Origin of the sequence: Vibrio sp. 10N.222.55.C6 (assembly GCF_041473395.1) — a bacterium.
Classification (GTDB): Bacteria; Pseudomonadota; Gammaproteobacteria; order Enterobacterales; family Vibrionaceae; genus Vibrio; species Vibrio crassostreae_C.
Window position 1 is genome coordinate 90339 of sequence record NZ_JBFRSD010000009.1, and the last position, 26331, is coordinate 116669.

Annotated in this window: 24 protein-coding genes; 15 read left to right on the forward strand and 9 right to left on the reverse strand. The window is 44.1% G+C overall.

The window, feature by feature from the left end; all coding sequences use genetic code 11:
* Window positions 1-7: 7 nt before the first annotated feature.
* The 3 genes from AB4486_RS09040 to AB4486_RS09050 all read left to right on the forward strand — a co-directional run bounded on the left by AB4486_RS09040 (window position 8) and on the right by AB4486_RS09050 (window position 3529).
* Complete coding sequence (locus AB4486_RS09040) at window positions 8-1717, forward strand: putative 2-aminoethylphosphonate ABC transporter permease subunit (RefSeq protein ID WP_372117040.1); 1710 nt, start codon at window positions 8-10, stop codon at window positions 1715-1717.
* A gap of 67 nt (window positions 1718-1784) precedes the next feature.
* The gene (gene phnR, locus AB4486_RS09045) at window positions 1785-2489 is read left to right on the forward strand and encodes a phosphonate utilization transcriptional regulator PhnR (protein ID WP_048609092.1); all 705 of its coding nucleotides are present in this window, start codon (window positions 1785-1787) and stop codon (window positions 2487-2489) included.
* A gap of 137 nt (window positions 2490-2626) precedes the next feature.
* Complete coding sequence (locus AB4486_RS09050; protein WP_372116992.1) at window positions 2627-3529, forward strand: multidrug transporter; 903 nt, start codon at window positions 2627-2629, stop codon at window positions 3527-3529.
* A gap of 134 nt (window positions 3530-3663) precedes the next feature.
* Here the strand turns inward: AB4486_RS09050 and AB4486_RS09055 are convergent, their stop codons facing one another.
* The 3 genes from AB4486_RS09055 to AB4486_RS09065 all read right to left on the reverse strand — a co-directional run bounded on the left by AB4486_RS09055 (window position 3664) and on the right by AB4486_RS09065 (window position 7911).
* Entirely contained in the window at window positions 3664-4446 is a 783-nt protein-coding gene (locus AB4486_RS09055) for a siderophore-interacting protein (RefSeq protein ID WP_102332033.1), read from the reverse strand.
* A 200-nt stretch (window positions 4447-4646) separates the two neighbouring features.
* Window positions 4647-6125, reverse strand: coding sequence for a peptide MFS transporter (locus AB4486_RS09060; protein ID WP_102332034.1), 1479 nt, complete (start codon window positions 6123-6125; stop codon window positions 4647-4649).
* Window positions 6126-6540: 415 nt separating this feature from the next.
* Window positions 6541-7911 carry an L-serine ammonia-lyase gene (locus AB4486_RS09065; protein WP_372116993.1) on the reverse strand — a complete coding sequence of 457 codons (1371 nt, stop codon included), beginning with the start codon at window positions 7909-7911 and terminating at the stop codon, window positions 6541-6543.
* Window positions 7912-8287: 376 nt separating this feature from the next.
* Between AB4486_RS09065 and AB4486_RS09070 the strand changes: the two genes are divergently transcribed.
* Window positions 8288-9166, forward strand: coding sequence for a YdcF family protein (locus AB4486_RS09070; RefSeq protein WP_372116995.1), 879 nt, complete (start codon window positions 8288-8290; stop codon window positions 9164-9166).
* Window positions 9167-9170: 4 nt separating this feature from the next.
* Here the strand turns inward: AB4486_RS09070 and AB4486_RS09075 are convergent, their stop codons facing one another.
* Complete coding sequence (locus AB4486_RS09075; protein ID WP_017059520.1) at window positions 9171-9293, reverse strand: hypothetical protein; 123 nt, start codon at window positions 9291-9293, stop codon at window positions 9171-9173.
* 38 nt (window positions 9294-9331) lie between these two features.
* Window positions 9332-9592 (reverse strand): DUF333 domain-containing protein, encoded by a 261-nt coding sequence (locus tag AB4486_RS09080; protein WP_017059521.1) that lies wholly within the window; start codon window positions 9590-9592, stop codon window positions 9332-9334.
* Window positions 9593-9894: 302 nt separating this feature from the next.
* On the opposite strand from AB4486_RS09080, the gene AB4486_RS09085 reads away from it, so the two are divergent.
* The 5 genes from AB4486_RS09085 (at window position 9895) to AB4486_RS09105 (ending at window position 15236) form a co-directional block, all read left to right on the forward strand.
* A complete protein-coding gene (locus AB4486_RS09085; RefSeq protein ID WP_017059522.1) occupies window positions 9895-10413 on the forward strand; it encodes an NUDIX hydrolase in 519 nt (172 codons plus the stop codon).
* 228 nt (window positions 10414-10641) lie between these two features.
* Entirely contained in the window at window positions 10642-12405 is a 1764-nt protein-coding gene (locus AB4486_RS09090) for an ABC transporter ATP-binding protein (RefSeq protein WP_102428805.1), read from the forward strand.
* Complete coding sequence (locus tag AB4486_RS09095; RefSeq protein WP_372116997.1) at window positions 12399-14183, forward strand: ABC transporter ATP-binding protein; 1785 nt, start codon at window positions 12399-12401, stop codon at window positions 14181-14183. The genes AB4486_RS09090 and AB4486_RS09095 overlap by 7 nt, the downstream gene beginning before the upstream one ends.
* Before the next feature lie 235 nt (window positions 14184-14418).
* A complete protein-coding gene (locus AB4486_RS09100) occupies window positions 14419-14685 on the forward strand; it encodes a hypothetical protein (RefSeq protein WP_017059525.1) in 267 nt (88 codons plus the stop codon).
* Between the two features lie 116 nt (window positions 14686-14801).
* Window positions 14802-15236: a hypothetical protein gene (locus AB4486_RS09105; protein ID WP_017064806.1), complete on the forward strand. Its 435-nt coding sequence runs from the start codon at window positions 14802-14804 to the stop codon at window positions 15234-15236.
* A gap of 80 nt (window positions 15237-15316) precedes the next feature.
* Here the strand turns inward: AB4486_RS09105 and AB4486_RS09110 are convergent, their stop codons facing one another.
* Window positions 15317-15832: a cytochrome b gene (locus AB4486_RS09110; protein ID WP_082151303.1), complete on the reverse strand. Its 516-nt coding sequence runs from the start codon at window positions 15830-15832 to the stop codon at window positions 15317-15319.
* Window positions 15833-16108: 276 nt separating this feature from the next.
* Between AB4486_RS09110 and AB4486_RS09115 the strand changes: the two genes are divergently transcribed.
* Both AB4486_RS09115 and AB4486_RS09120 read left to right on the forward strand, forming a co-directional pair.
* A complete protein-coding gene (locus AB4486_RS09115) occupies window positions 16109-16948 on the forward strand; it encodes a tetratricopeptide repeat protein (protein WP_017067625.1) in 840 nt (279 codons plus the stop codon).
* Window positions 16949-17109: 161 nt separating this feature from the next.
* Complete coding sequence (locus tag AB4486_RS09120; RefSeq protein WP_102428807.1) at window positions 17110-18366, forward strand: peptidoglycan DD-metalloendopeptidase family protein; 1257 nt, start codon at window positions 17110-17112, stop codon at window positions 18364-18366.
* Window positions 18367-18513: 147 nt separating this feature from the next.
* On the opposite strand, the gene AB4486_RS09125 is transcribed toward AB4486_RS09120, so the two are convergent.
* Together AB4486_RS09125 and AB4486_RS09130 are read right to left on the reverse strand one after the other, a co-directional pair.
* Window positions 18514-18834: a heavy metal-binding domain-containing protein gene (locus AB4486_RS09125; protein ID WP_004730185.1), complete on the reverse strand. Its 321-nt coding sequence runs from the start codon at window positions 18832-18834 to the stop codon at window positions 18514-18516.
* A 36-nt stretch (window positions 18835-18870) separates the two neighbouring features.
* Window positions 18871-19818: a LysR substrate-binding domain-containing protein gene (locus AB4486_RS09130; protein WP_065584578.1), complete on the reverse strand. Its 948-nt coding sequence runs from the start codon at window positions 19816-19818 to the stop codon at window positions 18871-18873.
* Between the two features lie 91 nt (window positions 19819-19909).
* Here AB4486_RS09130 and AB4486_RS09135 point away from each other — a divergent pair, with 91 nt between their 5' ends.
* Window positions 19910-20935 (forward strand): DMT family transporter, encoded by a 1026-nt coding sequence (locus tag AB4486_RS09135; protein ID WP_372116999.1) that lies wholly within the window; start codon window positions 19910-19912, stop codon window positions 20933-20935.
* A 42-nt stretch (window positions 20936-20977) separates the two neighbouring features.
* Here AB4486_RS09135 and AB4486_RS09140 read toward each other — a convergent pair whose 3' ends face one another.
* Window positions 20978-24001, reverse strand: a complete 3024-nt coding sequence (locus AB4486_RS09140) for an HD domain-containing phosphohydrolase (protein ID WP_372117001.1) — start codon at window positions 23999-24001, stop codon at window positions 20978-20980.
* 321 nt (window positions 24002-24322) lie between these two features.
* Between AB4486_RS09140 and AB4486_RS09145 the strand changes: the two genes are divergently transcribed.
* From AB4486_RS09145 to AB4486_RS09155, 3 genes are all read left to right on the forward strand, one after another.
* Window positions 24323-25069, forward strand: coding sequence for a phosphatase (locus AB4486_RS09145; RefSeq protein ID WP_017059533.1), 747 nt, complete (start codon window positions 24323-24325; stop codon window positions 25067-25069).
* Between the two features lie 144 nt (window positions 25070-25213).
* Window positions 25214-25609: a cytochrome b562 gene (locus AB4486_RS09150; RefSeq protein ID WP_017059534.1), complete on the forward strand. Its 396-nt coding sequence runs from the start codon at window positions 25214-25216 to the stop codon at window positions 25607-25609.
* A 301-nt stretch (window positions 25610-25910) separates the two neighbouring features.
* Complete coding sequence (locus AB4486_RS09155; protein WP_017064798.1) at window positions 25911-26261, forward strand: hypothetical protein; 351 nt, start codon at window positions 25911-25913, stop codon at window positions 26259-26261.
* Window positions 26262-26331 lie beyond the last annotated feature (70 nt).

The window sequence follows — 26331 nt, forward strand, 5'->3', positions numbered from 1 at the left end:
GACTCAAATGATGCAATCTAAGCTGCTAATTCAACGACGAGTACAACCTTTTCTGGCTCGGTTAAGCAAAGACAACGTAATTCTGTTTGGGCTGTTGGCCTTTTTGTCTGTGGTCATGACGTTGTTTATCCTGATGCCACTGTGGGCGATGTTGAAAAAGAGTGTTCAGAACGCAGATGGCGAATTTGTAGGCTTAGAGAATTTCGCAACGTATTTTGCGTCTCAAAGCTTATGGCAGTCGGTAGGCAATACCTTCACGCTTGGGTTGCTAGTGACAGTTGTCGTGGGCGTCTTGGCGTTTGGTTATGCCTATGCGCTAACTCGTTCATGCATGCCTTTTAAGGGGCTTTTTCAAGTGCTGGGTTCTGCGCCTATTCTGGCTCCTTCATTGCTTCCAGCGATCAGTTTGATCTTCTTATTTGGTAATCAAGGTATCGCTAAAGAAGTCTTAGGTGGTAACTCGGTGTACGGCTTGATTGGTATCTCACTGGGCCTGATATTCTGGACGTTTCCACACGCCTTAATGATTTTAACTACTTCATTGAGAACCTCTGACGCTCGCCTTTATGAGGCGGCACGTGCACTCAATACTTCATCGCTAAAAACCTTCTTCATGGTGACGTTACCTGCGGCAAAATACGGTTTGATAAGTACCTTGATCGTTGTGTTTACGCTGGTGGTTTGTGATTTTGGTGTGCCAAAGGTGATTGGTGGTAGCTACAACGTTCTGTCTACCGATATCTTTAAACAGGTAGTAGGGCAACAGAATTTCTCTATGGGCGCGGTGACTAGCATCCTATTGCTATTGCCTGCGTTGCTTGCGTTTACCGTTGACCGCTGGGTTCAAAAGAAACAGAAGAGCTTGTTTGATACTCGTTCTGTCGCGTACCAACCTGAACCTAGCTCTCTGCGTGATGGCTTATGTTTCCTTTATTGCACCATCATCTCTGCTGCTGTGGTTATCGTGTTGGGCATGGCGATATACGGTTCGATGGTCACCTTCTGGCCTTGGAACAAAGCGCTGACGCTAAACAACTATAACTTTGCAGAAATGAGTACCTATGGTTGGGCGCCATTCTTCAACTCGTTAACGCTTGGTGCTTGGACTGCGATAATTGGTACTGTTCTGATTTTCCTAGGGGCATACTGCATTGAGAAAGGTCGCGCCTTCGGTCCTGTTCGTCAAGCGATGCAAATGCTCAGCGTTGTTCCGATGGCCGTTCCGGGTATGGTGCTGGGTTTGGGTTATATCTTCTACTTCAATGATTTGAGTAACCCACTTAACTTCTTGTATGGCCCGATGGCGTTCTTGGTGATTAATACCGTGGTTCACTACTACACGGTAGGGCACATGACGGCGTTAACGGCATTGAAACAACTGCCTTCCGAAATTGAAGCAACAGCGGCTTCGGTAAACTTACCGCAATACAAGCTGTTCTTTAAGGTGACGGTACCTGTTTGTCTGCCGGCGATTTTAGATATTGCGACATACCTGTTTATTAATGCACTTACCACGACATCTGCGGTAGTATTCTTGTATTCTACCAATACGATTCCAGCGTCAGTATCAGTACTGAATATGGACGATGCAGGTCAAACCGGTGCAGCAGCAGCGATGGCGGTGATGATCATGATATCTGCAGCGAGTGCGAAGTTGATTCATATGCTAATCAACAAGTTATTCGATAAGCGCACCCAAGCTTGGCGTAAACGCTAGCGAACCACTTATATTGCAGTTGGCCAAGGAGTGGCTGACGACAAGAACAAGAATGAAAGGAAATGAAGTGCAGTACGTAAAAATCAAAGATGTCATCGTAGAGCAGATAGAGTCGGGGATGTTAACACCACGACAGAAGCTGCCTGCGGAACGTAAGCTGGCTGAATCGTTTGATACGACTCGAGTTACCTTACGCGAAGCCTTGTCTTCACTTGAAGCGGAAGGGCGCATTTATCGAGAAGACCGACGTGGTTGGTTTATCTCTCCCGAGCCGCTTCGTTACGATCCAACACAAACGCTGAACTTCACCAATATGGCTCTATCGCAGAATCGTAAGCCGAAAACAGAGTTGGTGGCGGCGAAAGGAATGTTAGCAACCAAGGAGGCGACTCGGCTTCTTGAGTTACAACCTTTCTCGGACGTTTATCGAGTAGACAGAGTTCGTTATCTTGAAGATAGGCCGGTTGTGTATGTGACCAACTACATTCGACCTGAGTTGTTCCCTAACTTGCTTGACTACGACTTGTCTAAATCGTTGACGGACATCTACCGCGAACACTTTGGTGTGGTGTATCAGAAGATCCGTTACCGAGTGAGCACAACGTCTTTACTTGGCGAGACAGCGCAAGCCCTACGTGCGACTTCTGGCTCTCCTGCAATGGTCGTAGAGCGTGTGAACTACAACCAAAACGGCGACTTGATTGACTGCGATATTGAGTATTGGCGTCATGACGCGATCAGTATCGAGTCAATCGCGCAGCTAGAGCGCTAGTCATACCTTAGAACGTGTACATATCTGTAACTCTGTGGGCTTGCCCAATTGAATCGATCAAAGGTCTCTTACCAAGAGGCCTTTTTTATCACCTGTTGTCAGCCGTTGCGCTTATTCATCAATAATTTAGGAATGAAATGGAATTCTCTGCCATTGTCATCGTGATCATTTCGGCTCTGCTTCATGCGGGTTGGAATGTTCTGGGTAAATCTAATCAAGGCTCGGGCTCGTCTTTCTTCTTGGCCTCTGGTTTTACCGCTGCCGCGATATTGACGCCTTACTTGATCTGGTATGTACACAGTGTTGGCCTGTCAAATATCTCAATTCCATTTTGGCAACTGGTTTTCTTGAGCGGGATCTGTCAAATCGTTTATTTGATTGGGTTAGGGACTGCCTATAAACAAGCAGACATCGGCGTGATTTATCCAATGGCCCGAGCTCTTCCGGTTCTAATGGTTGGCTTGGGTACAGTGTTGATTGGTTATGAACTGTCGTCTAATCAATGGATTGGGTTCACTTTAATAACATTAGGCTGCTTGTTTGTACCACTTAAGAAGTTTTCAGATCTTAGGTTAAAAGCGTATCTCAACCTTGGCGTACTGTGGGCGTTAATCGCGGCCATTGGTACCACGGGCTATTCCATCATTGATAAAGAAGCGCTTCTGTTACTCGATCCTTTGAGCACACCAGTTATAACTAACAAGCACACCGCGATTTTCTACCTAGGTATCCAGTTCTGGGCAATTGTGATTCCGTTGAGTGTTTGGTTATTCGTAACCAACCAAAGAGTCGAGTTTACTAATGCTTGGATATTGCGAAAGAAAGCCACGCTTGCAGGCATTATGATGGCTTCGACTTATGGTTTGGTGTTATTTGCGATGACTATGACAGAGAACGTCAGCTTGGTTGTTGCTCTTAGGCAAGTGAGTATCATTTTCGGCGTAGTGATGGGGATCTACTTTTTAAAGGAAAAGTGGCACGCGACTCGCGGTGTAGGCGTATCTCTAATTATTGCTGGCTTAGTTATCTCATTGACTTAAAAGATCGCCTGAGTGATTGGGGATTTGTGAATAGGTATCTCTATTAAGTTAAATGAAAAAACGCCCTTAGCGAAACAAACTTCGTTAAGGGCGTTTTCTCTTTATCTAGTAAGAAGCTGTAGGTAGTAAAAGACTTACCCCGCTAAATCTTGAGCATCTTGCTGTTTCAACACTTTGTGGCCATCTTCAGTGACACCACGTTTCCAGTAGCTGCTGATGTAGATGTTCTCTTTCGCGACTTCTTTTTCGTTGCGGAAGTATTGTCTTAGCTCACGCATGCTTTCAAATTCACACGCTGTCCATATTGAAACCTGACCTTCTAACCATTCTGTGTTGCGCACGGTTTGTGAAAGTGACTCTGAGGTTTCATCTTCAATCAACCAGGTTACTTTGATACCTTGAGGAGTCTCAAGTACCTGCTTATCTGCTGCTGAGTTGATCTGAATGATAGCGTGACCAGTCGCTGTTTCTGGGAGCGTTTTTACTTTTGCAGAAAGCGCAGGTAGGGACGTCATGTCTGCAACTAAGAAGAACCAGTCTGACTCTAGGTTAAGCCCCTGAATTAAACCAGGACCAGCCACTGAAATAGTGTCACCCACTTTCGCGTTCATTGCCCACCTTGCAGCAAAGCCACACTGCAAATCTTTAGTGATGTGACGAACGAAATCGACTTCAATCCACTGCTCTACAGGATTGTACTGACGAATGGTGTAGGTACGCATGGTTGGGCGCTCACCTTCGTTTAGCTGGCTTAAATCAGTCGTGCCAAGTGGCGAGAATAAAAGCTTGATGTAGCCGCCGGCACATTCTGTTGGGTATTTACTTAATCCCTCACCGCTAAGCGTTATGCGCTGCATGTTTGGAGTAATTGTTGAGGTTTGAGTAACGGTTAATGTGATAGGGCTAGGCTTGCTCATATAAGGCTCTCTTAGATTTGGATTTCCACATCATAATCCTGAACTAAAAAACACTCAATACTAATAGTTATCATTTACTTTGATTTACACATGTACTACCTAACTTATACGACAGATCCTATTGAGAAACGGATCCTACAAAAAAGAGCCCTTTAGAAAACTAAAGGGCTCTTAGGATTGGTTTGACTCAGCGAACAGAATTAGCTGTTTGCTTGCTCTAGTTCAATCGTTTCTTCAGCGGCTTTCGCAGCTTCTAGCATCTTACGAATAATGAACGATGCTGCCATTGCGATACCTACCATCACGACGGCAAGAACAGTCAGCATTTGGAAGTAATCACCGTAAACCGTTTGCACGATCTCTTGTGTGATCTCTTGACCTTTCTCTAGTGCAATAGACGTTGAGAATACCGCGCCAACAATGCCTGATAGTGCGATAGCAACAGAGAACAAGCTTACTGAGAAGTTTTCAATGTGCTTAGGTGCAACAGACAGGATGAAGGCTACAACCATTGAACCTACAATCACTTCACCGAATGCTAGGAAGAAGTGAATCGCTAGGAAGACTTCTGGGCGGATCAGAACATCGTCACCAACTGTCGTTACTGCCATCGTAAGGATACCGAAAGCGATAGCCGTAAGGATGAAAGAGAAACCGACTTTGGTTGCAGTTGAGAAGTTAATGTTTTTCTTTTCTAGGTTAGAGAAGATACCCGCGATGATAGGGCCAGCAACCATACACCATAGTGGGTTCATTGCCATTGAAGCTTCAGGTGCAACAGGGATAAAACCAAATAGATCGCCACGCATTGTGTTGATCGCTACCATTGTCATCGAAGTCATCATCTGACCGTAGTACACGAAGAAACATGTCGTCAGGAATGTGATGATTAAAATAGTGCCCATTTTCAGCATGTCTGATTTCTTCGATTTCAACATCAAAGAAACAAAGTAGACGATTGCTGCACCGCCAATTGCGTATACGATGTTTTGGCCAATATCCATGTTCGAGAACATGAAGAATACCAAGCCAATCATAGCGGCAGAAAGACCAAGGAACGCTGCCCAGTTTTTAGTGCTTACTGGTTTTTGGTCGATTTCAGCACTTGCTTCAACAAGGCCTTTGCGAACAAAGATCATCATCAGAAGCGCAGCACCGGCTAGAACCGCTGAAAGAAGGAAACCACCGTGGAAACCAACAACAAGTACTAGCATTGGGAACAGGTATTGGCCTAACAGAGCACCAATATTGTTTACTGAGTAGTTGATTGGGTAGCAGTTCTCAAAATCTTCTTGAGTTTTGAACGTGCGTTTGTAAAGACTTGGGTAAGAAGGGGACATCAAACCACGTGCATAACTTGCTAACGCAATACCACATAATGCCATCGGAACATTGGTTGCTGCTGCACCAAGTACCAGTAGAACGTAACCACTTGCGAACCCTAGGAAGGCAATGGTTAAAGATCGGTAAGCGCCTAAAAACTTGTCGGCGATAAAGCCACCTGCGATAGCAAATAGCGGTCCGATTGCAGAGAAAGCACCAACAACCATCATGGTGTCGGCTTCATTGTAGTTCAGATCTTCAAGGAAGAAACGAGTCAAGATCACCATGACGCCATAGAACGAAAGTCCGAACATCATTTGGCAGAACATCATTGATTTGTTTAATCTATTCCACATTATTTTATTCTCACGTTTGTATTAATATGTAGTGTAATTACCCGATTATAATATCATTAGTAGTAATACATAAACTGAAACATCTGTCCCAAACAGAACTATACTCGATATATCTTTTCTTATGAGTGCATTCATATTTCTCATGAATGAGATTTGCAACGTTAGATTTTGCAAGTGGATGCATGGCGGTATGAAATTTAGCCATCATCATTTGTGGCTAAGTAATGAACTAATAAAGGGAAAGTTAGAGGTAGTCATTCTGTAAGTTATTTTGAGTGAGTATCACTTTCAATTAGCTGTTGGGCTTTAGCCAATAAAAAAGCCAGCTTGGTGGCTGGCTTTGTTGAGATATTGAAAACTAAGTTTACAAGAATGCTGTCTCTATAGAGGCTTTCTCCACTCGTGTTCCTGTCTTTTATTCACAAGGTGGTGCCATGTGGATCACGGCTAGGCCGCCTAGAGAAGTTTCACGGTACTTCTTGTTCATGTCTTTACCTGTTTGATACATGGTCTCGATAACCTTGTCTAACGAGATAAGACACTTGCTGGTACGTTTCAATGCCATGCGCGATGCATTGATCGCTTTCATTGCACCCATTGCGTTACGTTCGATACATGGTACCTGTACTAGTCCGCCGATTGGGTCGCATGTCATGCCGAGAGAGTGCTCCATCGCGATCTCAGCTGCAATACAAATCTGTTCGTTGCTACCACCACGTAGGGCAGTTAGGCCTGCTGCGGCCATTGATGAAGAAACGCCGACTTCACCCTGACAACCTACCTCTGCGCCAGAAATCGAAGCGTTGGTTTTGTATAAGATGCCGATTGCGCCAGAGACTGCCAAGAAGTCTTTAAGCTGCTTAGTGTCTAGCTCTTTGATGAAACGATGGTAGTACATCAAAACCGCAGGAATAACGCCAGCCGCACCATTAGTAGGTGATGTCACGACCTGACCGCCCGCTGCATTCTCTTCACTCACGGCAAAGGCAAATAGGTTAATCCAATCCATGATCTCCATTGGATCGTTTTCAATCGAGGCATTCGCTTCCAGCTTTTTAAGCAGAGCAGGTGCTCGACGAGTGACTTCTAGACCGCCATCAAGGATGCCTTCCGTGTCAAAGCCACGCTGCATACACAGAGACATCACCTTCCAAATTTGGTCGGCTTTCTGGTCAATCACATCCATACCTTGGAATGAAACTTCGTTACGTAGAATTAAGCCACCAAGGCTCAGTCCTTGTTGTTCGGATAGTTCAAGCAACTGATCAGCAGAAGAGAAAGGGAACTCAACTTGAGTTTCTGCTTCCTGTTTGCCGTTTTGTAGCTCATCAGCGGTTGCGATAAAGCCACCACCAATCGAGTAGTAGGTTTCCATATCCAGAAGGCTGCCGCTTTCGTTAAAGGCAGAGATAGTCATACCATTTTCATGCAGCGGAAGGTTGGTCTTGTGGAAGAGCAGATCGCTTTCTACATCGAAATAAATTTCATGGTTACCGCTAACCAATAGAGATTTATCTTCAATCGCCTTACGCATTGCTTGGTTAGCACTGGTGATTTTAATGGTGTCGGGGCGGTTACCTAGCAAACCTAACAAGGTCGCTCTGTCTGTGTGGTGACCAATACCCGTCAATGATAACGAGCCGTATAAGTCGATTTGAATACGCTCTACTTGTGTAAGCTGAGCATCAATTTTTTGGGTAAAGTTAAACCCAGCGATCATTGGTCCATTTGTGTGGGAGCTGGACGGTCCAACCCCAATTTTGTAGATATCAAAAATAGACAGCATAGTAACTTCCTGTGAAGACGGTTCGATGAACGAACTCTGTGTAAAATTTGTATTTCGTTAGTTCCACTTCTGTGAGTGAACCTGTTCTTTGGGTGAAGCAGTTCTTTGGCTGAAACAGTTATTCGATTGAGCTGGCTCTTTGCTTTAAAGGTCTCTTTTATTGAAACTCGTGTTGAGCAAGCATAGAGCGATGAAATACAAGAGCGTGCTATGTTTGCTTTAAAGCGACACGTCTATTCTTGTATGACCCGAGATGTTGCTATCAATAGTGAGCATTATTGATAGCAACATGTAAGAATTTCAAAATACTTTTGTTAATAAGTATTGTATACATAATTCACTCCATCTAATCACTAAAACGAGACTTGAACATAAAATGAGCATTATTCACCTCCTTATTGTGCTAGGTAAGCGACTTAATGAGAATAAATTGACTAATGAAGGAATCAGTCGAGTTGATGCTCTGGTTGAATATCTTGCTGAGCTTTTGGTAGAAGAGTCGAATCAGCAAACCGCGGTTGCATTTTGTGGTGGAGTGACAAAGGGCCAGACAATCTCCGAAGCTGATGCAATGCACGCGTATTTTCGAAATCTGGAAAGTCAATGTGAAGTTCCGTTTATGCTGAGTGCAGTTTTACTAGAACAGCTTTCGACAAATACAGTAGAGAATATTCAAAACCTAGCTTCGGAAATGATTGACAGTGGATTGTTTACTCGTGGGCAGAGTGTACGGGTAACATTCATTTCTAATGACTATCACTTGCAACGTATTTTTGACATCCAGATGTTGATGGACGAGCAAGGTTTGCTTAAGGTTCTAGTCGAGAAGTGTTCTGCACTTGGGGTAGAGCTGCAAATAGATCGTCAGCTAGAGGCTCATGTTGCGGTGCCATATCCTCATCAAAGTACTCAAGGGCAATTGTTTCTATTGATGGATGTACTGACGACCTACCGAGTCTATCTTGAAGGTGTCTCTGCGGGCGCATTTGAGAGAGACTTGGAGTCCGTAAGGCGTGAGCCTGAAAGGTTGTCCTTGGAAGCACTGATAGCCGCAAAGGAACTCGTTGGGCGTTCATCTCACTTTGAAATTGTGGACAGTTTACTCCCAATATTGGAGCGCTGTATCCAGCAAACTCCTGTCGATACTGACATAAAAAAAGTCAGGGAATATCTAGCACTGCTAGATACTAACCTGACTTTATTGAACCGTTATTTAGATCCGGAATCGGATCTCACACATCGCTGGTGGCGATAGGTGATTATTTCTTTCTCGTGATGCCAATAACGGTCTTTAAACTCGCAAAGGCAATCAGACAGTAAGCTAGAAGCTCAGTGCCTTCTTCAGCGATGTTTTTAACCGCTCGAACGTAATCATCGCCCATAACATTGTGCCAGAAGGCTCATGTGTTTTTTACAGTGATTAACTTTGGTTTTCTGAATCTTGCTCATGGTTATTGCGGTAGTACTCCCACTGTTCAATGCGCTCGCCGTCATCGAATACACAGTAAGTTGTACGCTGATTGTTTTCAGTAACCGTGTCTAATTCACCGTCTTGTTGAACACAATAAACCGCTGCTGGGTTAGCGACTGAAACACGTTGGCCCTCGCTATATTCTGCATAGTCGTTTGCACAACCGCCTAATACAACGGCACATACAGCCATCAAACCAATTTTCTTCATGTCTATCTCCTACGTGATAACTCTATAATCGAATGCGTTAAGTTCTACAGAACCAAATGAGAAGCTCTATGAAATTAGTATATTTTAGATTTCAGAAAAGGTTGTCCTAATTTGGTCAAGATATTGAAATAGGTTGATATTTCTTCATGTTTAACGACTTTTTGAGTGTTAGATCAAGCTAAGTGGATTCAAGTTACCGTAGGAATATCCCCGTCCGATCCGTTCTGGTTAGCGGTTGTGAACCTCGAATCTATTGATGATTATGATATGATGCCGCCAAATTCAGTAGAGCAGTCAGAATCATGAGACACCTAAAAACAACCATCCATCCTGATATCGACCATCTAGACAATAAAACGGTCTATAAGCGCAACGCTGCCCGTGCCATTGTGTTAGATGGTGAAGACATTCTGATGCTGTATACAGAGCGTTATCACGACTACACCATTCCTGGTGGTGGTTTGGATGAAGGGGAAGATGTGATCGCAGGTATGGTTCGTGAACTCGAAGAAGAGACTGGCGCGAAGAATATCCATAGCATCAAGCCGTTCGGCATTTTTGAAGAGTTTCGTCCTTGGTACAAAGATGATGCAGACATGATGCACATGATTTCTTACTGCTACTCATGCAAGATCGATCGTGAGCTTGGTGAAACGGCTTACGAAGATTATGAAGTGAAAAACGGGATGAAACCGGTGTGGATGAATATCCATGAAGCGATCGCTCATAACGAAAAGACCATGGCAGAGAGCCCTAAGAAGGGCATGAGTATTGAACGTGAAACCTTTTTGCTGCATTTGATTGCCAAAGAGATGCTTTAGCCGTTATCAATACTAGCCTGCTAAGCTATTTATTTGCCGCCACTTTTGGCGGCAAAGTTGTTTCTAGCAATGCTAAAACTTAATACCCGAAACTAATTATTGAATATGGTTGATATTGTCAACTAAGTGTTTTTGATGTATCTTTACCTCAGCGATGAACCTATCTAGCTTAACTGCCCGGTTATATCGTTAAATCTCGCTGTGAGCCTGCCCTAAACAAAGAATACTATGAATAAAAGACAGTTTATTGCCCATTATCTGCGCATGAATCGCACCTCGTACTTATTGGCGATTGTGTTCATCTTTCTCGTCAACTGGTTACAAGTAGAGATCCCTCGCTATATCCAATTGGCGATAGATTTGATTGATGATGCCTCTTCAACTGGCCACCAACAGCTTCAAACCTATGTTTGGATTGTGGTCGGGATGTCGGTTGCCATGGTGGTGGTGAGAATTCTGTCTCGTATCTATGCGCTTAATCCGGGGCGAATTACAGAGGCCGCACTTAAAAGTACACTTCTACAAAAGTTGAATCGCTTACCGAGCAGCTTTCACGAACGCTTTGCTTCGGGTCGACTGATCTCGATTATCAACAATGACCTTAGTGGCATTCGACTGCTGTTTGGTGTCGGCTTCTTGCAGTTCTTCAATGCCTTGCTTGCGTTGTCGTTGACGCCTCTTTACATGTGGCGCATATCGCCAGAACTCACACTGTATTCGATCATTCCTATTTCAATCGCTTTTGTGATTTTCCGTGTGGGCTTCAAGCGTATGAAAACGCTGCATTTAGAGCACATGAAGCGTCTACAAAACCTGTCTGCTCAACTAATGAGTTACCTGTCTGGGATTGACTTGATTAAGAGCCAGCAGATGTCACCTTGGGTGAAAGCTGAAACTGAAAAACTGAACCAGTTATTGCTTGAATGCCGCCTTAAAATTACACGCATTCAAGTCTTCTTTATGCCGGTACTCGACTACGCCAATGACCTGATGAAAATCATCATTCTTGGGCTTGGTGGCTACATGTTAATGAGACAGGAACTCACACTTGGTGAGATTACCGCCTTTCTGACTTACTCGGTTTTGCTCGCTATGCCATTGATGCAACTTGGCAGAATCGCGACCATTTATCAGCGAGGCATGGTCGGTATCCAAAGTGCACAAACCATTCTTAATGCCAAAGTCCCAGAGCTAGATGAAGATAAGCTGACTGAACTAGATGTTGAATCACTGAAGGGAAAAACGTTTTCTGTTCGCAACCTCAGCTTCAGCTATTCAGGTGAAGAACGCGTGATTCTCGATGACATCAGCTTTGATATTCCAACAGGTAAGAAAGTGGGTGTGTTAGGCGGGATCGGATCGGGTAAAACGACATTAGTGAACTGCTTAAACCACCACTTGGATGTACCACAAGGTTCTGTTTTCCTTGGTGAAAGAGATGTCACTAGCTTCTCACGCAGTGACTTACGCCGTTACGTGAAAACCGTGACTCAAGACCCTTACCTGTTTTCAGCAACCGTCGAAGACAATATCCGCTTTGGTAGCCTAGATACCGATTTGGCAAAGAGTCAGGTTGATGAAGTGCTAGAGCTCAGCCAGTTGGCTAGTGATGTGACACGTTTTGAACACGGCGATCAAACCTTAGTCGGTGAGAAAGGGATCATGTTGTCAGGTGGTCAGAAGCAGCGCTTAAGTATTGCGCGTGCTTTATTGCAACCCACCGACCTGATCATCATGGATAACGTTCTATCGGCTGTCGACTATGAAACAGAACGTAAGATCTTGGAAGGTTTGTTTAAACGTTTGGAAAATCAATCGGTTCTTGTGGTTTCACACCGCGTTAATGCCCTTGAATATATGGATGAAGTCATCGTGTTGAACGAAGGTAAAGTGATCGCGAAGGGCGACCACGCCACGTTATTGAAAACCTGTGATTACTATTACGATACATGGCAACTACAGCAGAATGAAACGGAGGCAGCAGCATGTTAAAACGTGTTGATCTCAAGTACCTCAAGCACTTTTTTAAGTTTGCTAAGAAATACAAAGGCTCTGCGATTCTGGGCATCGCTATGCTTCCTCTTTCTGTCATCACGAGCTTGTTGTTCCCTTGGCTGATCATTCAAGTGATCGATGTTCACCTGAGTCACGGGGATATGGATGGTCTGCTCGAATACGTCTTCTATCTCGTTGCCGTGCTGGTGGCGAGTTATGTGGTGGATACCACCTATTCGTACAATCTGCGTAAAACTGGTCAATACACGATAACTGACATGCGCTCAGTATTGTTTGCTCGCGTGCTCAAACTACCGCGCAGCTATTTTGATAACACACCGATTGGGGTAACGCTTTCACGATTAACCAGTGACTTGGAAACCATCGGCGAGACGTTTGTTCAGTCGGTTGTAGGGCTAGTTAAAGACAGCATCAATACCATTGCTCTGTTGGTGATGATGTTCTTCATTGATTGGCAGTTAACGATGATTGTATTGATCATTATGCCGCCAGTGATGTATTTGACGGTGTATGTGAGAAACCGACTTCGTGCTCTCTATAAGGTGACTCGTTCTTCTCTCGCTCGCGGTATTGGCTTTTTACAAGAAGTCTTATTTGGCATGAAAACCGTTCAGATGTACCGAGCGGAAGAGCAAGTCGAGCAACGCTACCAAGGCTATACCGATGAGTTTTTAAGAGCGCAGAAGAAGATCAATAAATACGATGCGATTTTGTTCTCGTTTATCTCCGGCATCACTTCAATCACTATCGCGATTATGATCTGGTATGGCTCTGAGCAAGTGATAGAAGGAGCGCTCACCTTGGGTGTGCTGATTGCGTTCATCAATACTTTAGAGAAAGTGTTTGTTCCGATCCGAGACTTTACTTCGCAGATCGCTTCGATTCAGAGTTCATTTGCAGCGTTTGACCATATTGAAGAACTGTTTGTTGAGCCGACTGAAGAGGAAGGGCGTAACCTGCTGCCATCTAACAAGGTTGAGAAACAGCTTGAACAGTTTGTGGGCCTAGAGTTTAAGAACGTAAGCTTCCGCTACAAAGACGACTCTCCCTACGTTCTAAAGAATGTCTCGTTTGTATTGGAGAAAGGGCATCAAATCGCCCTTGTGGGTTCGACGGGTTCGGGCAAGTCGACGATTCTGCGTCTGATCTCTAAAACCTACCAAGATTATGAAGGCAGCATTTTGTTGAATGGAATAGAGCTGTCACAGATCTCAAGTGAAGACTCTGCTCATTTGTTCTCAATGATGATGCAAGACGTGCACTTATTTGAAGAGACCATTCAATTCAATATCGCGCTGGGCAAAACGCATCTATCTAGAACTAAGGTTGAACAGGCGGCGCGCTATGTTTATGCCGATAAGTTTATTGAACAATTGCCACAAGGTTATGACTTCCACTTGGAAAAGAACGGTTCCAACTTGTCTGTAGGGCAAACGCAGCTTATCTCGTTCGCTAGAGCGGTTGCACAGGGTGGTCAATTGATGATGCTTGACGAGGCGACCAGTTCGGTAGATTCAATCACCGAAGACCTGATTCAAAAAGCAATGCAGCGCCTTTTCAAGGAAAAAACTGTGATTGCGATTGCACACCGTTTGAGTACCGTTCGTCACTCAGATACGATTTTGGTGTTGGAAAAGGGTGAAATTGTTGAGCAAGGTAATCATCAACAGTTGGTGGCACACAATGGTATTTATGCTGGCTTGTTACAAGAATCGATTGTAGAAACGGGCGATTCTCAAGTAACGGTTGCCTGATCACCTCAAATCAGGTTTACCGTTATCGATACTATGAATTGGTGTTGCTTATGTTTCACCAATTTCTATTCTTTTCTAGTATTCCCAGTAGCTTAGGGAAAATAAAACATATTTTACGATTATTAATATGTTATGATCTCCCTACTACTAAAGGGGTGTCTTAGGGCATCGGGATGTATGCAAGCAAAAAGAACCGGCTTGTGTCAGTCACTTTCTGGCGAATATGGAATCGAAAATGTTGTTGGAAGAAGTTGTAGAAATTATTGAATTAACCGACTCAGACCATTTATCTCAAGCAATGGAACTGTTTAACGAGCATGGTTTTGTTGATGCTGAGTCTTTACCTTTTATGAATGTTGTTTTTGAAACAGCACCAGATCAACTTGCGAAGAAGCTGTCGCAGATTGGTTTTAAAGGTTTAGTGCAAGTCGAAAAGAATGAAGATGCATCAGGCTTCACCATTATTGATGCTGACCGTGTTCTGCTAAAAGATTCTGCTTAGTCGAAAGGCTCTGCTTAGCTGCAAGATTCTTCTTAATAACAAGAATAAGATTCAGCTTAGTGAAAAGACTCTATCCAGTTCAGTAACACCCGTTATGATTATTTGAGGTTAACACAGTGACAACAGCAACCGTTTCATCAACAGAACAACATATTTCCAACGAACATGCACTTTTAGGTGCATCGTTATTAGCGTCTCAAAAAGTTGAGTTGGCTCTGTTCAGTGTGATCTCTAAATTAGCTAAAGCCCTATCAAAAGAGCAGCAACAGTCATTAGGTTTGGATTTGGATACCTTTTTAAGGGAGAAGCCAAGTGAACAAGCCTCGACTCTGAGCCGCTACGAAAATACGTTTGGTGAACAACTTCCTTTGAAGGCTAATGAACTCAACGATTTTATTTATCATCGAAACTTGGTCACTCGTGGCTTTTGGCGTGTGACTGGTGCTGATGTTAAAGGCGGTGAGAAACTTGCTAACCCAGAGCTTTATTTAAAAGAGTTCTTGGCTAAATGTGAATACTGGCAAGTGATGATTGATACTCAAACCAAGTAATCAAATTGAAATAAGAAAGCCATAGCGAACATGCTATGGTTTTTTTGTTGTTTGTGCAAATTGTCTTGAATTCTTTGAATCTAGAGCATCATCTTCAATACATAGTTCCTAGAGACAAAGTGATGTTTAAGTGCGGCACTGATATGCAGCACAATTAAACAGGCTAGGGCAATACAACTGGCACGATGTAAATAGAAAAAGAAGCCGTTGATTGCAGAGTCGGTAATTAGATTATTTACGCTCACTAACCAAAATAAAGAGTACGGTTCTTTTAGCATTAAGTAGCCGGTGCTGAAAACCATAAACATCACAAGATACATCAAAGAGTGTGCAAGCTTGGCAACGCATTTTTGCCCTTCAGGCACAGAGGTTGGCATGCTTGGCGACGAGCGAAAGTGGCTCCAGATATAACGAACCACAAGCAGTGGCGTCGCAACGGTCGCCAATGACATGTTGAGCACTGACAGAAAAGAAAACAGCTCTGGATGACTGGTGACATAGTGCATCACATACCCTGCGATCGTTGCATAGATGATTACAGAAGCCATTACCCAGTGCAGTACACGGCTTACTAAATCGTATCGTGGATTATTCAAATTAACCTCGTTCTGATCGTTATTAATATAAGATTCATCTCGATGCAATAAACCATTTTTCGGTATATTCGCATCGCGAATTAATCATATAGAACAGTATTACGCGGTATTTTTATAATTTAGAAATTAATGATGTTGCTTCAGGTGTTTTATAATTATCAATGATGTTTTAGAGTGTTAATTCCAATATGGACATAGCAAACTTGTCGACTTCCTAGCTTGTATGCCTATTACGAGATACAGTTAGTCTAAATATAAACATATAAGGAATGTATAATGCTTCGAATCTTATTGGTTGCAGTTATCTCGGTGTTCAGCACGATGAGTTTTGCAAGCGAAGATGTTAAGTACTCGGAACAAGAGTATTTGGATAGACCGCTGATGGAACGCTATATCTTGGATGAGTTGAAGCAGCTTCGAATGGAACAGCAGGATCTTGAAAGACGCTTGACCATTCAGATGACTGACCGGGAACTGACTGTGGCAGACAAGTCTCTGAATTACGCCAATGTAACCGTAACCTACTTCTTCTACATTATTGCTGGTGTGGCCTCTCTTATCGCGCTGGTGGGTTGGCAATCCATCAAAGAGCTTAAACACACAACTCAAGACATGGCTGATAAGCGACTTAATTCTATCGCTCAAGACTATGAGAAGAAGTTTAATGTTCTTGAACGGGATCTTAAGCGCAAGACCAGAATCATTTCCGACAACAACCGCGAAATTGAAATTATCAATGAGATTCATAACCTATGGTTGAGAGCACAGAACGCACAAACGGCAGAGCAAAAAATTGAAATCTACGATGAAATACTGAAGGTTCGTCCTGGAGATTTAGAAGCACTTACTGCCAAAGCTGACGCTGCTATGGATATACAGGAATACCACTGGGCAATGAGTCTTTGTAACCGTGTATTAGAAGTCGATGACCAAAATGCTCATGCCTTGTATCAACGTGCTTGCGCCTATGCTCGATTAGGGGCAGAAGGTCAAGCTATCGATGACTTAGAGCGCGCTATTGAAGCCAGTGGGTCCATGAGAGAGCTGCTAACTGAAGAGCCGGACTTTGAGATGCTGCGAGGCTTAGAACGCTTCGAAGTACTTCGTGAAGAGTAATATGAGGTAAAGATCCGTGTTAACTAAGGTGGTGGGCTTTGCATGCTCACCATACTTTCACACCTATCGCGCTATGGTTTCTTACATTTCATTTATTTTTTTGATTTAATTGTTATGTTATAACACTTTCTAAGTTCCTCGTTATAACCGCTAAGTATTTTATGAAGTTCCTCCGTATTGGTCTGATCGTTACTGCGATCAGCGCATTTTCCCTTGCTGCTTTGCTCTCTTTTCACTCCAAACCAGCACCAGAAATCTCTATCAAAATAACACCTTACCAAGGTTCTCAACCTAATGATAAGGAAGTCATCGACTCGCAAGCGACTCCCAACTCTTTGGTTAAGGTCCATTATTTTGTGAAAGTTGGCGATACGCTAAGCAACATCTTTTCGTCATGGCAACTGCCATATGGAACCGTTCAAAAGGTGATGGAAGCGGATCTGGAGTCTTTGAAACTCGACACAATAAAACCTGGTGACCATCTAGAGTTGCTTTTGGATAGTGACTCAAAACAGCTTGTGGAGCTGATTTATCACGAGAGTTTGGTTGAGCAAGCAGCCTTTACTCGAAACGATAATGGTAGCTTCACCTATAAATTCCACGAGATCCCAGGCGAATGGAAAGAAAAACTCTATGCGGGTAGTGTTCACGGTAGCTTTTCAACGTCAGCCTACAAAGCGGGGTTAACTACTAACCAGATAGCCAATATCACCCGCACACTAAAAGACAAAGTCAACTTCGCTCGAGAGCTGAGAGCTGGTGATAGCTTCAATGTATTGGTCAAAGAGCAGTACACGGATGATCACCTAACGGGTAAAACAGAAATTCAAGGTATCTCAATTCAATTAAGAAACCGAGAAGTCGCAGCTTTTCTAGCACCAGATGGTCTTTTTTATGACAGAGAGGGAAATAGTCTAGAGCAAGCCTTTGATAGATACCCAGTCGACAGAAAATTCCGAAGAATCACTTCTTCGTTCAATCCGACACGAAGACACCCAGTAACTGGGCGAATCTCACCGCACAATGGTACCGACTTTGCGACACCTGTTGGTTCACCTATCTACTCAACTGGTGATGGTCGAGTGGTGGCACTTCGTGACCACCCGTATGCTGGTAAATATTTGGTGATTGAACACAACAGCGTATATACGACGCGTTATCTTCACTTGAGCCGCTTCTTAGTTAAGAAAGGTCAGCAAATTAAGCGAGGTCAGAAAATTGCGCTATCGGGTGCTACTGGTCGTATTACTGGCCCGCACTTGCACTTTGAGGTATTGGTTCGTGGTCGCGCCGTCGATGCGATGAAGGCGAACTTACCAATGGCAAGCTCAATTATGCCTAAAGATAGAAAAGAGTTTTTGGCTCGAATTGCCTCTTTTGATGCCATGCTCTCTGAGCCCGCAGATCGCGCGAGTTAGAGATATTCATATCTAACTTGGCAACGCATACAATCACGCCCCTTAGTTAGCGATTTAGCTAAGGGGCATTTTTAGAGAATCACACGATTAAGCGAATGAATCCGTTATTCGATGGATAGAGCTATTGAGCGATGGGTTTGCCACTGGCTAAGCAACCACCACCGCAGTGCCACTAGCAGACACCATCAACATGCCATTACCTGTTCCCAAGACTTCGTAATCAATATCTACGCCTACCACCGCGTTGGCACCCGCTTCAATCGCTTTTTGCTCCAACTCTTTGAATGCGTAGTTGCGTGCTTTTTCTAATTCTTTCTCGTAGGTGCCAGAACGTCCACCCACAAAGTCACGAATTCCTGAAAACATATCTTTGAAAACGTTCACCCCTAGAATGGCTTCTCCGGCAATAACCCCTTTGTAATCGACAATGCGTTTGCCTTCGACTGATTGTGTGGTGGTAATAATCATAATGGCCTCTTGTAAGCTTGCTGAGCTGTCACTCGCTTATTGATTGATAGTTTGGTCTTGCTCTTGAATGTCATCGTTCAGTGCTGTCTCTGAGCGTGTGAATTCATGTCTTAACCATGTTCTCAGTTTTAGCACACTTTCTTGTTTTAATTTGTTTTTTGGGCAAACAAAGTAAAAATCTTGGTGCGGGTTAGCAACCGGTTTACCCAATTCGACAAGCATCCCATGGCTGATATCATCTTTCACAAACAAGCGATGCGTTACTAGTACGCCTAACGAACGAATTGAAGCTTGCACCGCTTGAATGGAGACATCGAACGTCAGATTGCTATGGAATGTGGGCAGTGGAATTTGGTAATTGTCGCACCACACTTGCCAGTCGTGTTGCCGCCTGAGGTTAAAAACGCCAATGGTCGGGTTTTGTTTGACGAGTTGCTCGACGCTCAATCCGGTCTGGTTTTTTAATAGAGTAGGGCTGCACACCAAGACCAGATCATCGTCGCCCAGTTTCTCGCTGTAATATTGCTCCCACTCATTGGGCTTGCCATGTACGAGCGCAACATCGACCCCTTCCTGTTCAATATCGAAAGGGCCAGTTAGCGTCGAAATACGGATATCAAGTGAGGGAGCGAAAGCTTGGAAGTCGGGAACTCGTGGGATCCACCAGTGCATCGCGAGCGAATTGACCATGTTGAGGGTAATGCGGTGGTCGTTAGGCGTTCTGGCAAGCTCTTCGGTCGCCTCTATCACTTGCTCAAGTGCGGGCGCGACTTTGCGGTAATATCGCTTACCTGCGGCATTAAGAACAACACGACGACCGACTCGTTGAAACAGAGGCTTGTTGACCAGTTGTTCTAACGACTTTATCGCTTGGCTTACCGCAGAGTGACTGACGTACAGCACCCGAGCGGCGTCGGTCATGCTGCCAGTCTCAGCGACAGCAATGAAAGCGTAAACGGATTTAAGCGGAACGAGTTTTTTCATTGGTAAGTTTTCCTTACAGTTATCGTTAATATTACTCGCTATTTTTCATTACGTCACGCCTCTAAAATAGATGTCATAGGAGGTGATAATTATGTCTGATATTACCAAGGCGACGACTTTCATGTTGTTGTCGACGTTCAGTTTGTCTTTAAGTGGCTTGATGGCCAAGTATCTATCTGAAGTGATGCCCACTTCGTTACTCAGTTTTGTGCGTTTTTTGTTACCCGGTCTGTTTTTATTTCTTTTCCTGACTTTTTACAAAATCAGCAAGCCGACACGAGAAATGTGGAAACCTTTGGTGATGCGAGCGATCTTTATGGTGGCGTGTCAGTGGTGTTTCCTTACTTCACTGCAAACCTTAACGCTGGTTGAAGGGGTTGTGTTATTCAGTACGGGTCCTCTGTTTATTCCATTGTTAGAAAAGTTAATATTTAGAACCAAGATTCATACAACGACGATCGTGTGTTTAGCTGTCACTTTTGTTGGCGTAGTGATGATGGCGGGGGATTGGTCGCAGTTTGAGTTGGGTTCTGAGTTCTTTAGACCTGCGCTTCTGCTTGGACTTCTCGCGGGGGTATTTAATTCTGGCTCGCAAGTGAGTTTGTACCGAGCGTCTAAAACTAGCCTGACACCAGCAGAGCTTAACGCGTGGACCTTTTTAGTCGCGGCAATCATTGTGATTCCAATGGTGGTGTTTACTTCACTTTCTGCGGTGCCCGATGTGCTTGAAAGTGCTGAAAAAGGCTTCGTGTCGGCGTTACTGTCTTTTGACGATTTACGCTGGATTGTTCTCGGATCACTTGGTCTTGCACTGTTTACCATCAATACCCAAATCTTCCGTTCCAAGGCGTATAAGCTTGCAGACAGTGGCTCCCAGTTGGCACCTCTGATTTTTACTAACATGCTGTTTAGCGCGCTTTGGCAGGGCTTGTTCTTTGATGATGTGTTTTCTACACAGCAGATGATTGGCATTAACCTGATTGTCGTGGCGAGCATCACCAATACATTGCTGGCAAAAAGACACAGCAAGGCGAAAGCCAAACAAAAACCGCACACCACAGTGGCTGTAGCGACTGTAGTGGACGTTGCGGTATTGGACTCGGCAGCTAAAAGCTAACCATTGAGTTATGGCTTATCCTCTGAATGGTTAATTTAAAACTTAGAACAATGAGCGTATGTATTCTTTTACTCGGTCGATGTGTTCGTGCGGGTCAATCTCGCAGCGTTGGTTCATTTCTAGGAATCGCTCAGCGTATTTATCGTAGATTTTGTTTTCCAAAAACAGCAGATACAACTTGGGATCGATATGACCGCTGGTGGCCATGTCGGTCATGATGTTGAGTGATTCGCTTAAGAGTTTACCTTTCTTATAAGGGCGATCACTAGAGGTGAGCGCTTCAAAGACATCAGCAATTGCCATTGCTCTGGACGGCAGAGGTAACTGGTCTTCGTTTAAGCCTCTTGGGTATCCCTTACCGTCGATACGTTCGTGGTGTCCGCTGGCGATATCCGGAATGTTTTGAAGGTAAGGCGGGTAAGGCAGCTTGTTGAGCATGGTGAAGGTTTGGATAATATGATCGTTGATCATGAAACGTTCTTCATCGTTTAGCGTACCACGGCGTACTTTCAAATTGTGCAGTTCACCTTGGTTGTATTTAACTTCTCCGGGCTTAAGTACAAACGCTTCTTGCCATACATCGCCAGGGTTAAAGCCATTGTCCCAAGGTATTTTATGCTCCGGTTTGTCTGCAAGCAGAGGCTCCATGACAGGCAAACCCTTTTCCTGACTTGTTGGCTCAGTTCTCTCTTTCTCAACCGACTCTTTTTGGGTGTTAAATCTCTCTTTTTCAGACCAAGACAAACCCAATTGATCATCCAGTGTACGTTTCCATTGGCGTTTGGCTATTTGATCTAAGCGTTCTAGCTGCTCTTCCGTCATAGATTCGCCGCCAAGATTACACTCAGCAACGAAGGCAAACTCCTCATCCAGCTCAGACAGGTTTTGTTCGAGTATTTTGAGTTGTTCTTCTTGTAGTGCACCGTTCGCCATCGCTTTCCAGTAATCGGTTTCCGCTTGCTGTTTCAACAACTCAAAACGCATTCGCACTTCGTGGATTCGGTCGTAAATGGTTTCCAGTTTTGTTGCCTTATCTACCACATATTCAGGCGTGGTCACCTTGCCGCAGTCATGAAGCCAAGCGGCGAGCATCAACTCTTCCCACTGTTTACTGTCCAATGAGAATTGCGGGTAATAGCGGTCATCATCTATGGTTGCTTGAGTTAGCCATTTGGTGAGCTCAGGCACTCGTTGGCAATGCCCGCCCGTATAAGGTGACTTGGTATCAATCGCCGATGCAATCAGCTCAATAAAGGCATTAAGCATGTCTTTTTGTTGCTGCATTTGGTCGATGTTGTCTTTCGCTATTTCCGCAAAGCTGAGCAACTCTCTTAAAAAGGCGTGCTTGTCTGCCTGCATCTTGGTAATTGGTCTCTCATAGCCAATTGCCACAATCCCTACCAACAGTTTCTCTCGGTTTAATAGTGGAAATAGGTACAGGTCTGAATTGAAGATCGAATCTTGGTAATAGTTGAGAACATTGTCTTCTCTGTTTAAATGGATCGTCTCACCAGATTTAAGCTGACACAGCAACCAAGGCGTGTGTTTGATGAAGTCATTGATGTCGGCCTTAAAAGGAAGAATGGCAAGGTTGGCTGCCGTATCAAACACGTCTTTCTCTTTGGATTGAGTGAAAAGGACAATGGTTTCTGCTTTGGTAATTAAATAGCTTTGATGAGCAATGTTCTTGGCTAAGATCGAAAACTCCTGATTCCCGGCGGTGTCTCGAAGTAGGGTAATCAGATCATGAAGCGTGTGTTCCATTAGCTCAATCGAGTGGGCGAGGTTAGCCACTTCTTGAATCATGCTTTTGGGATAATGAGTACGCCTGAAGTCGAACCGAGCGATGTTGTCGGTGAGTTGCATCAGCGTATTGAGCGGCTGAGACAGTCGATTAGCAACAAACCATACGATAGCGAAGCAGATGAACAACATCCCAATCGCGACCGCAACTTGCTTGTCTCGCATCGAGATAAGATCAGCGAGCAGCTCATTGTGTGGCGTCGCTTCTGCCAAGTATAAGGTGACATTTTGAGTCAGTTGAACCGGCGTTAGCGTTAGTGCCCAAGTGTTTAAGTTGTACTCAACGTTTTTTAGATTGAAGTTAAACTTCTCTTCATCAGAGATAAGCGGCGCAATAACGGACGCTTTCAATGCTTCCATCTGTTCACGTTTGGGCACATTAAAGAAGCTTTGGTCTTGCTCACTGCCAGAGAGATTCCCCGTTGTTTGGTTGTTCGTTTGCTCAGTTTTACTTGTGTCATCAGATTGGGAGTCAGGCTTGGGTACTGATAGCTCAAGTTGATGCTGACCGAGAAGATTAAAATGTTGATCGAACAAGGCGAGTCGGGTTTGCGGAGAATAAGCTAATTCACTGATCTGAGAAGAGAGGGAACTCAACGTAAAGTCGGCACCAACCACATGCTTGCCATCGGCAGAACGCCTAGAGAGCGTAATACCATTGGTTTGCAGGAAATAGAACAGATAGGGTTCAGAGAGTTGTATTGAGCCATCAGGCTTTGCGTTACGAAACCAAGGACGAGTGGTGGGGTTGAACTTACTCTCTGCTTGTCGAGTACTGATCACTTGATGTGCGCCATCAAGATAGGTAATAAAGTTTTCACCGTCTAGATTGGTGCTGCTGACCATCATGGTCGCTTTAGCGGGCGCGCTGTTTTCGGCTCTCTGTTTATTGGTGCTTAATGGACGAAAGATTCTGAAGTCACCATCTTCAGAACCATAAAATAGAGCGACCAAATTGGTGTTTTGCTTGAAGATGATATCGACCGAAGCAAGCCAAGAGTCTTTTTCGACAGCGGAAGCTTGATGAGCAACAAACGGGCTCACCGCCATCACATTTAAGGTTGTGATAACAGGGGCAATGGCTTGTTTAAATACTGATTCCAGTTTGTCGCGGTGCTCATTACTGATCTCGCGCACTGTGCCTAGCAGCAGCTCTTGGGAGTGCCGATAACTTATCGAAATCAATACCGCACCGACAAGTGTTGTCAAAATTAGGAAAAGGCTAGTGATGTGGATACTCAGCGGATATCGTCTTCTTCTCATCTAACACTCCGGTTTGTAGACTGGTTTAAGTATTGACGAACTTGGGTAGGTTGCAAAAAATTGGCGCAATTACCGAGTGTGTGCGGTTCTACTTAGATAAGGCCAAGCGCTGGCTGGCTCTGGTTAGCCACGTATTCCCGTGTCGTGTAAATGAACCAGTAATAAACCTTTATGTTTGGGTGCTAATTGTCACTTTCAGCTGATAAACTGGCCGAATTGTTGCCATTAGGCATTCATTTTCTGAAGTATTCTTTTCCTGAAAGAGATTCAGAGTTACTTTCTGAAAAACGTATTTTGACCGAGCGAAGAGGGCATTGATTCATGGAACTCAAAGTAGATACTCACACCCACACATACGCAAGTGGTCATGCTTACAGCACATTGATCGAAAACGCCAAGTCGGCAAAGCAAAATGGTTTAGCCATGTTTTGTACTACTGATCATTCAGAATCAATGCCGGGCGCGCCACACTATTGGTTCTTCAGCAATCAGCGTGTGCTCCCTCGTTTTATTGAAGATGTCGCAATTATTCGAGGTGTTGAGTCAAACATCATGAACACACAGGGTGAAATCGACATTCATCCGAGTGTGGATAAGAACTTGGATTGGGTGATCGCGAGTTTTCATGAGCCAGTATTTCGCCCATCGGATGTCGCTACCCATACAGAAGCATTGTTGAATGTGATTAAGGGCGGTCGAATTGATGCGCTTGGTCACTTAGGCAATCCTAATTTTGATTTCGATTTCGAAGCCGTTATTCAATGTGCGGTTGAGAACAACGTGGCGATTGAGATCAACAACACCACACTCAAAGGCAATAGCCGAGTTGGCAGTGTTGACCGCTGCTATGAGATTGCAAGAATAGCGAAAGCGAAGGGTGCATTTATTACAACAGGCAGCGATGCGCATTTCTGTTTAGATGTCGGTGGCTTAGACTTAGTCGCAGCATTGTTAGATGAAGTGGGCGTAGATTCGAGTAAAGTGATTACCCATTCGCCAAAGCAGTTCCTAGCCTTTTTGGCCTTGCGCGGTCGTAATGAAATCCCAGAATATTCAGATCTTGTTTAAGAGAATGTCGGCGGGTTTGCATTTCGACACAATCAATTTTTGTGCCTGAAAGATTTTTGTATACACTAGCCGAAAATAATAAAGTCGAAGTGCCACAGTAATGACGGCTCTAACTTCAAAGACACCGCTTCACTTGGAGAAACAATGAAAACTCGCTCAATCCTTTTATCTGGCTTAATCGCTGCTTCAGTATTGTCTGGCAACGCATTTGCTAATGTAGACCTTAAGAAAAACATGCAAGAAATGAAGCTTGCGTTCAAACAAGCGGCAGAAGCTCAAAGCATTGAAGAGATGCAAAAGCCTATCGTTCGTTTAGATACGCTAGTGGCAGAGCTGAAAACGGGTGTTTACCCAGTCGAGAAAGAAGACAACTTCATGGAAGGCTTCAAAAAGATCAGTGCATCACTGGATAGCATTGAGCAGAAGCTAGACCAAGGTGACTTAGCGTCGGCACAGCAAGAACTTCGTACTATTGATGGCCTTCGTGAAGAGTACCATGAGAAGCGTAACCCAAGCATCTGGAGCAAGATCTTCGGTTAATTCGTTAATCATGAACGTTTGCTAGATAGGTAACAAAGAGCAAACCTCAAGATTCGATTTCTAAAACGCCGCCTTACATTACCCTCTTTCGAGGAAGGTGTAAGGCGGCGTTTTTATTGTCTCTTTTATCGAAAGCCTGCTGCAAAGAGATGAGTATTACTTTCTTAGCTTTAGTGTTGTAACCAGTATTTAACGAAAAAGAGTGTGCGTTAGCTTCAATTTTTTAACTTGCTGTTAATCTTTACGTTTACCTATATTCCAAGTCCCTCATAATAAGGGAAATTTATAAAGACTTGGAATAATGCGCCGAACCTCGTTCAACTTCTTCATGTTACTTGCAACAGCATTAAGCTGGGCGCTAGTGACATTAATGCCTGTTATCAATGCTCATGGTAATAGTGCGGGAGTATGGGCGTCGTTATGTACGGTCAATGGCTTTGAATTGGTTCAAATCGAAGAAGGCGAACCTAATACTCATAAAGGAAAGCCGTGTCCGTTTAGCCATTTTTCCACGTTTCACCAAGATGAACTTCCCACTACACTACTGACAACTCGACTGAGTTCTATTGTCTCCGACAGCTACGCTTTTTTGGCTCTAAGCGAACGCTACACGAGGCAAGCCCCGCGCGGCCCTCCCTTTGTTATTGCTTAAACCTAACCCATTAAAATAATTAAAAAATAAAGTATTAAGTAAAGTTAAACATGCTCAGATTACTTTCTGA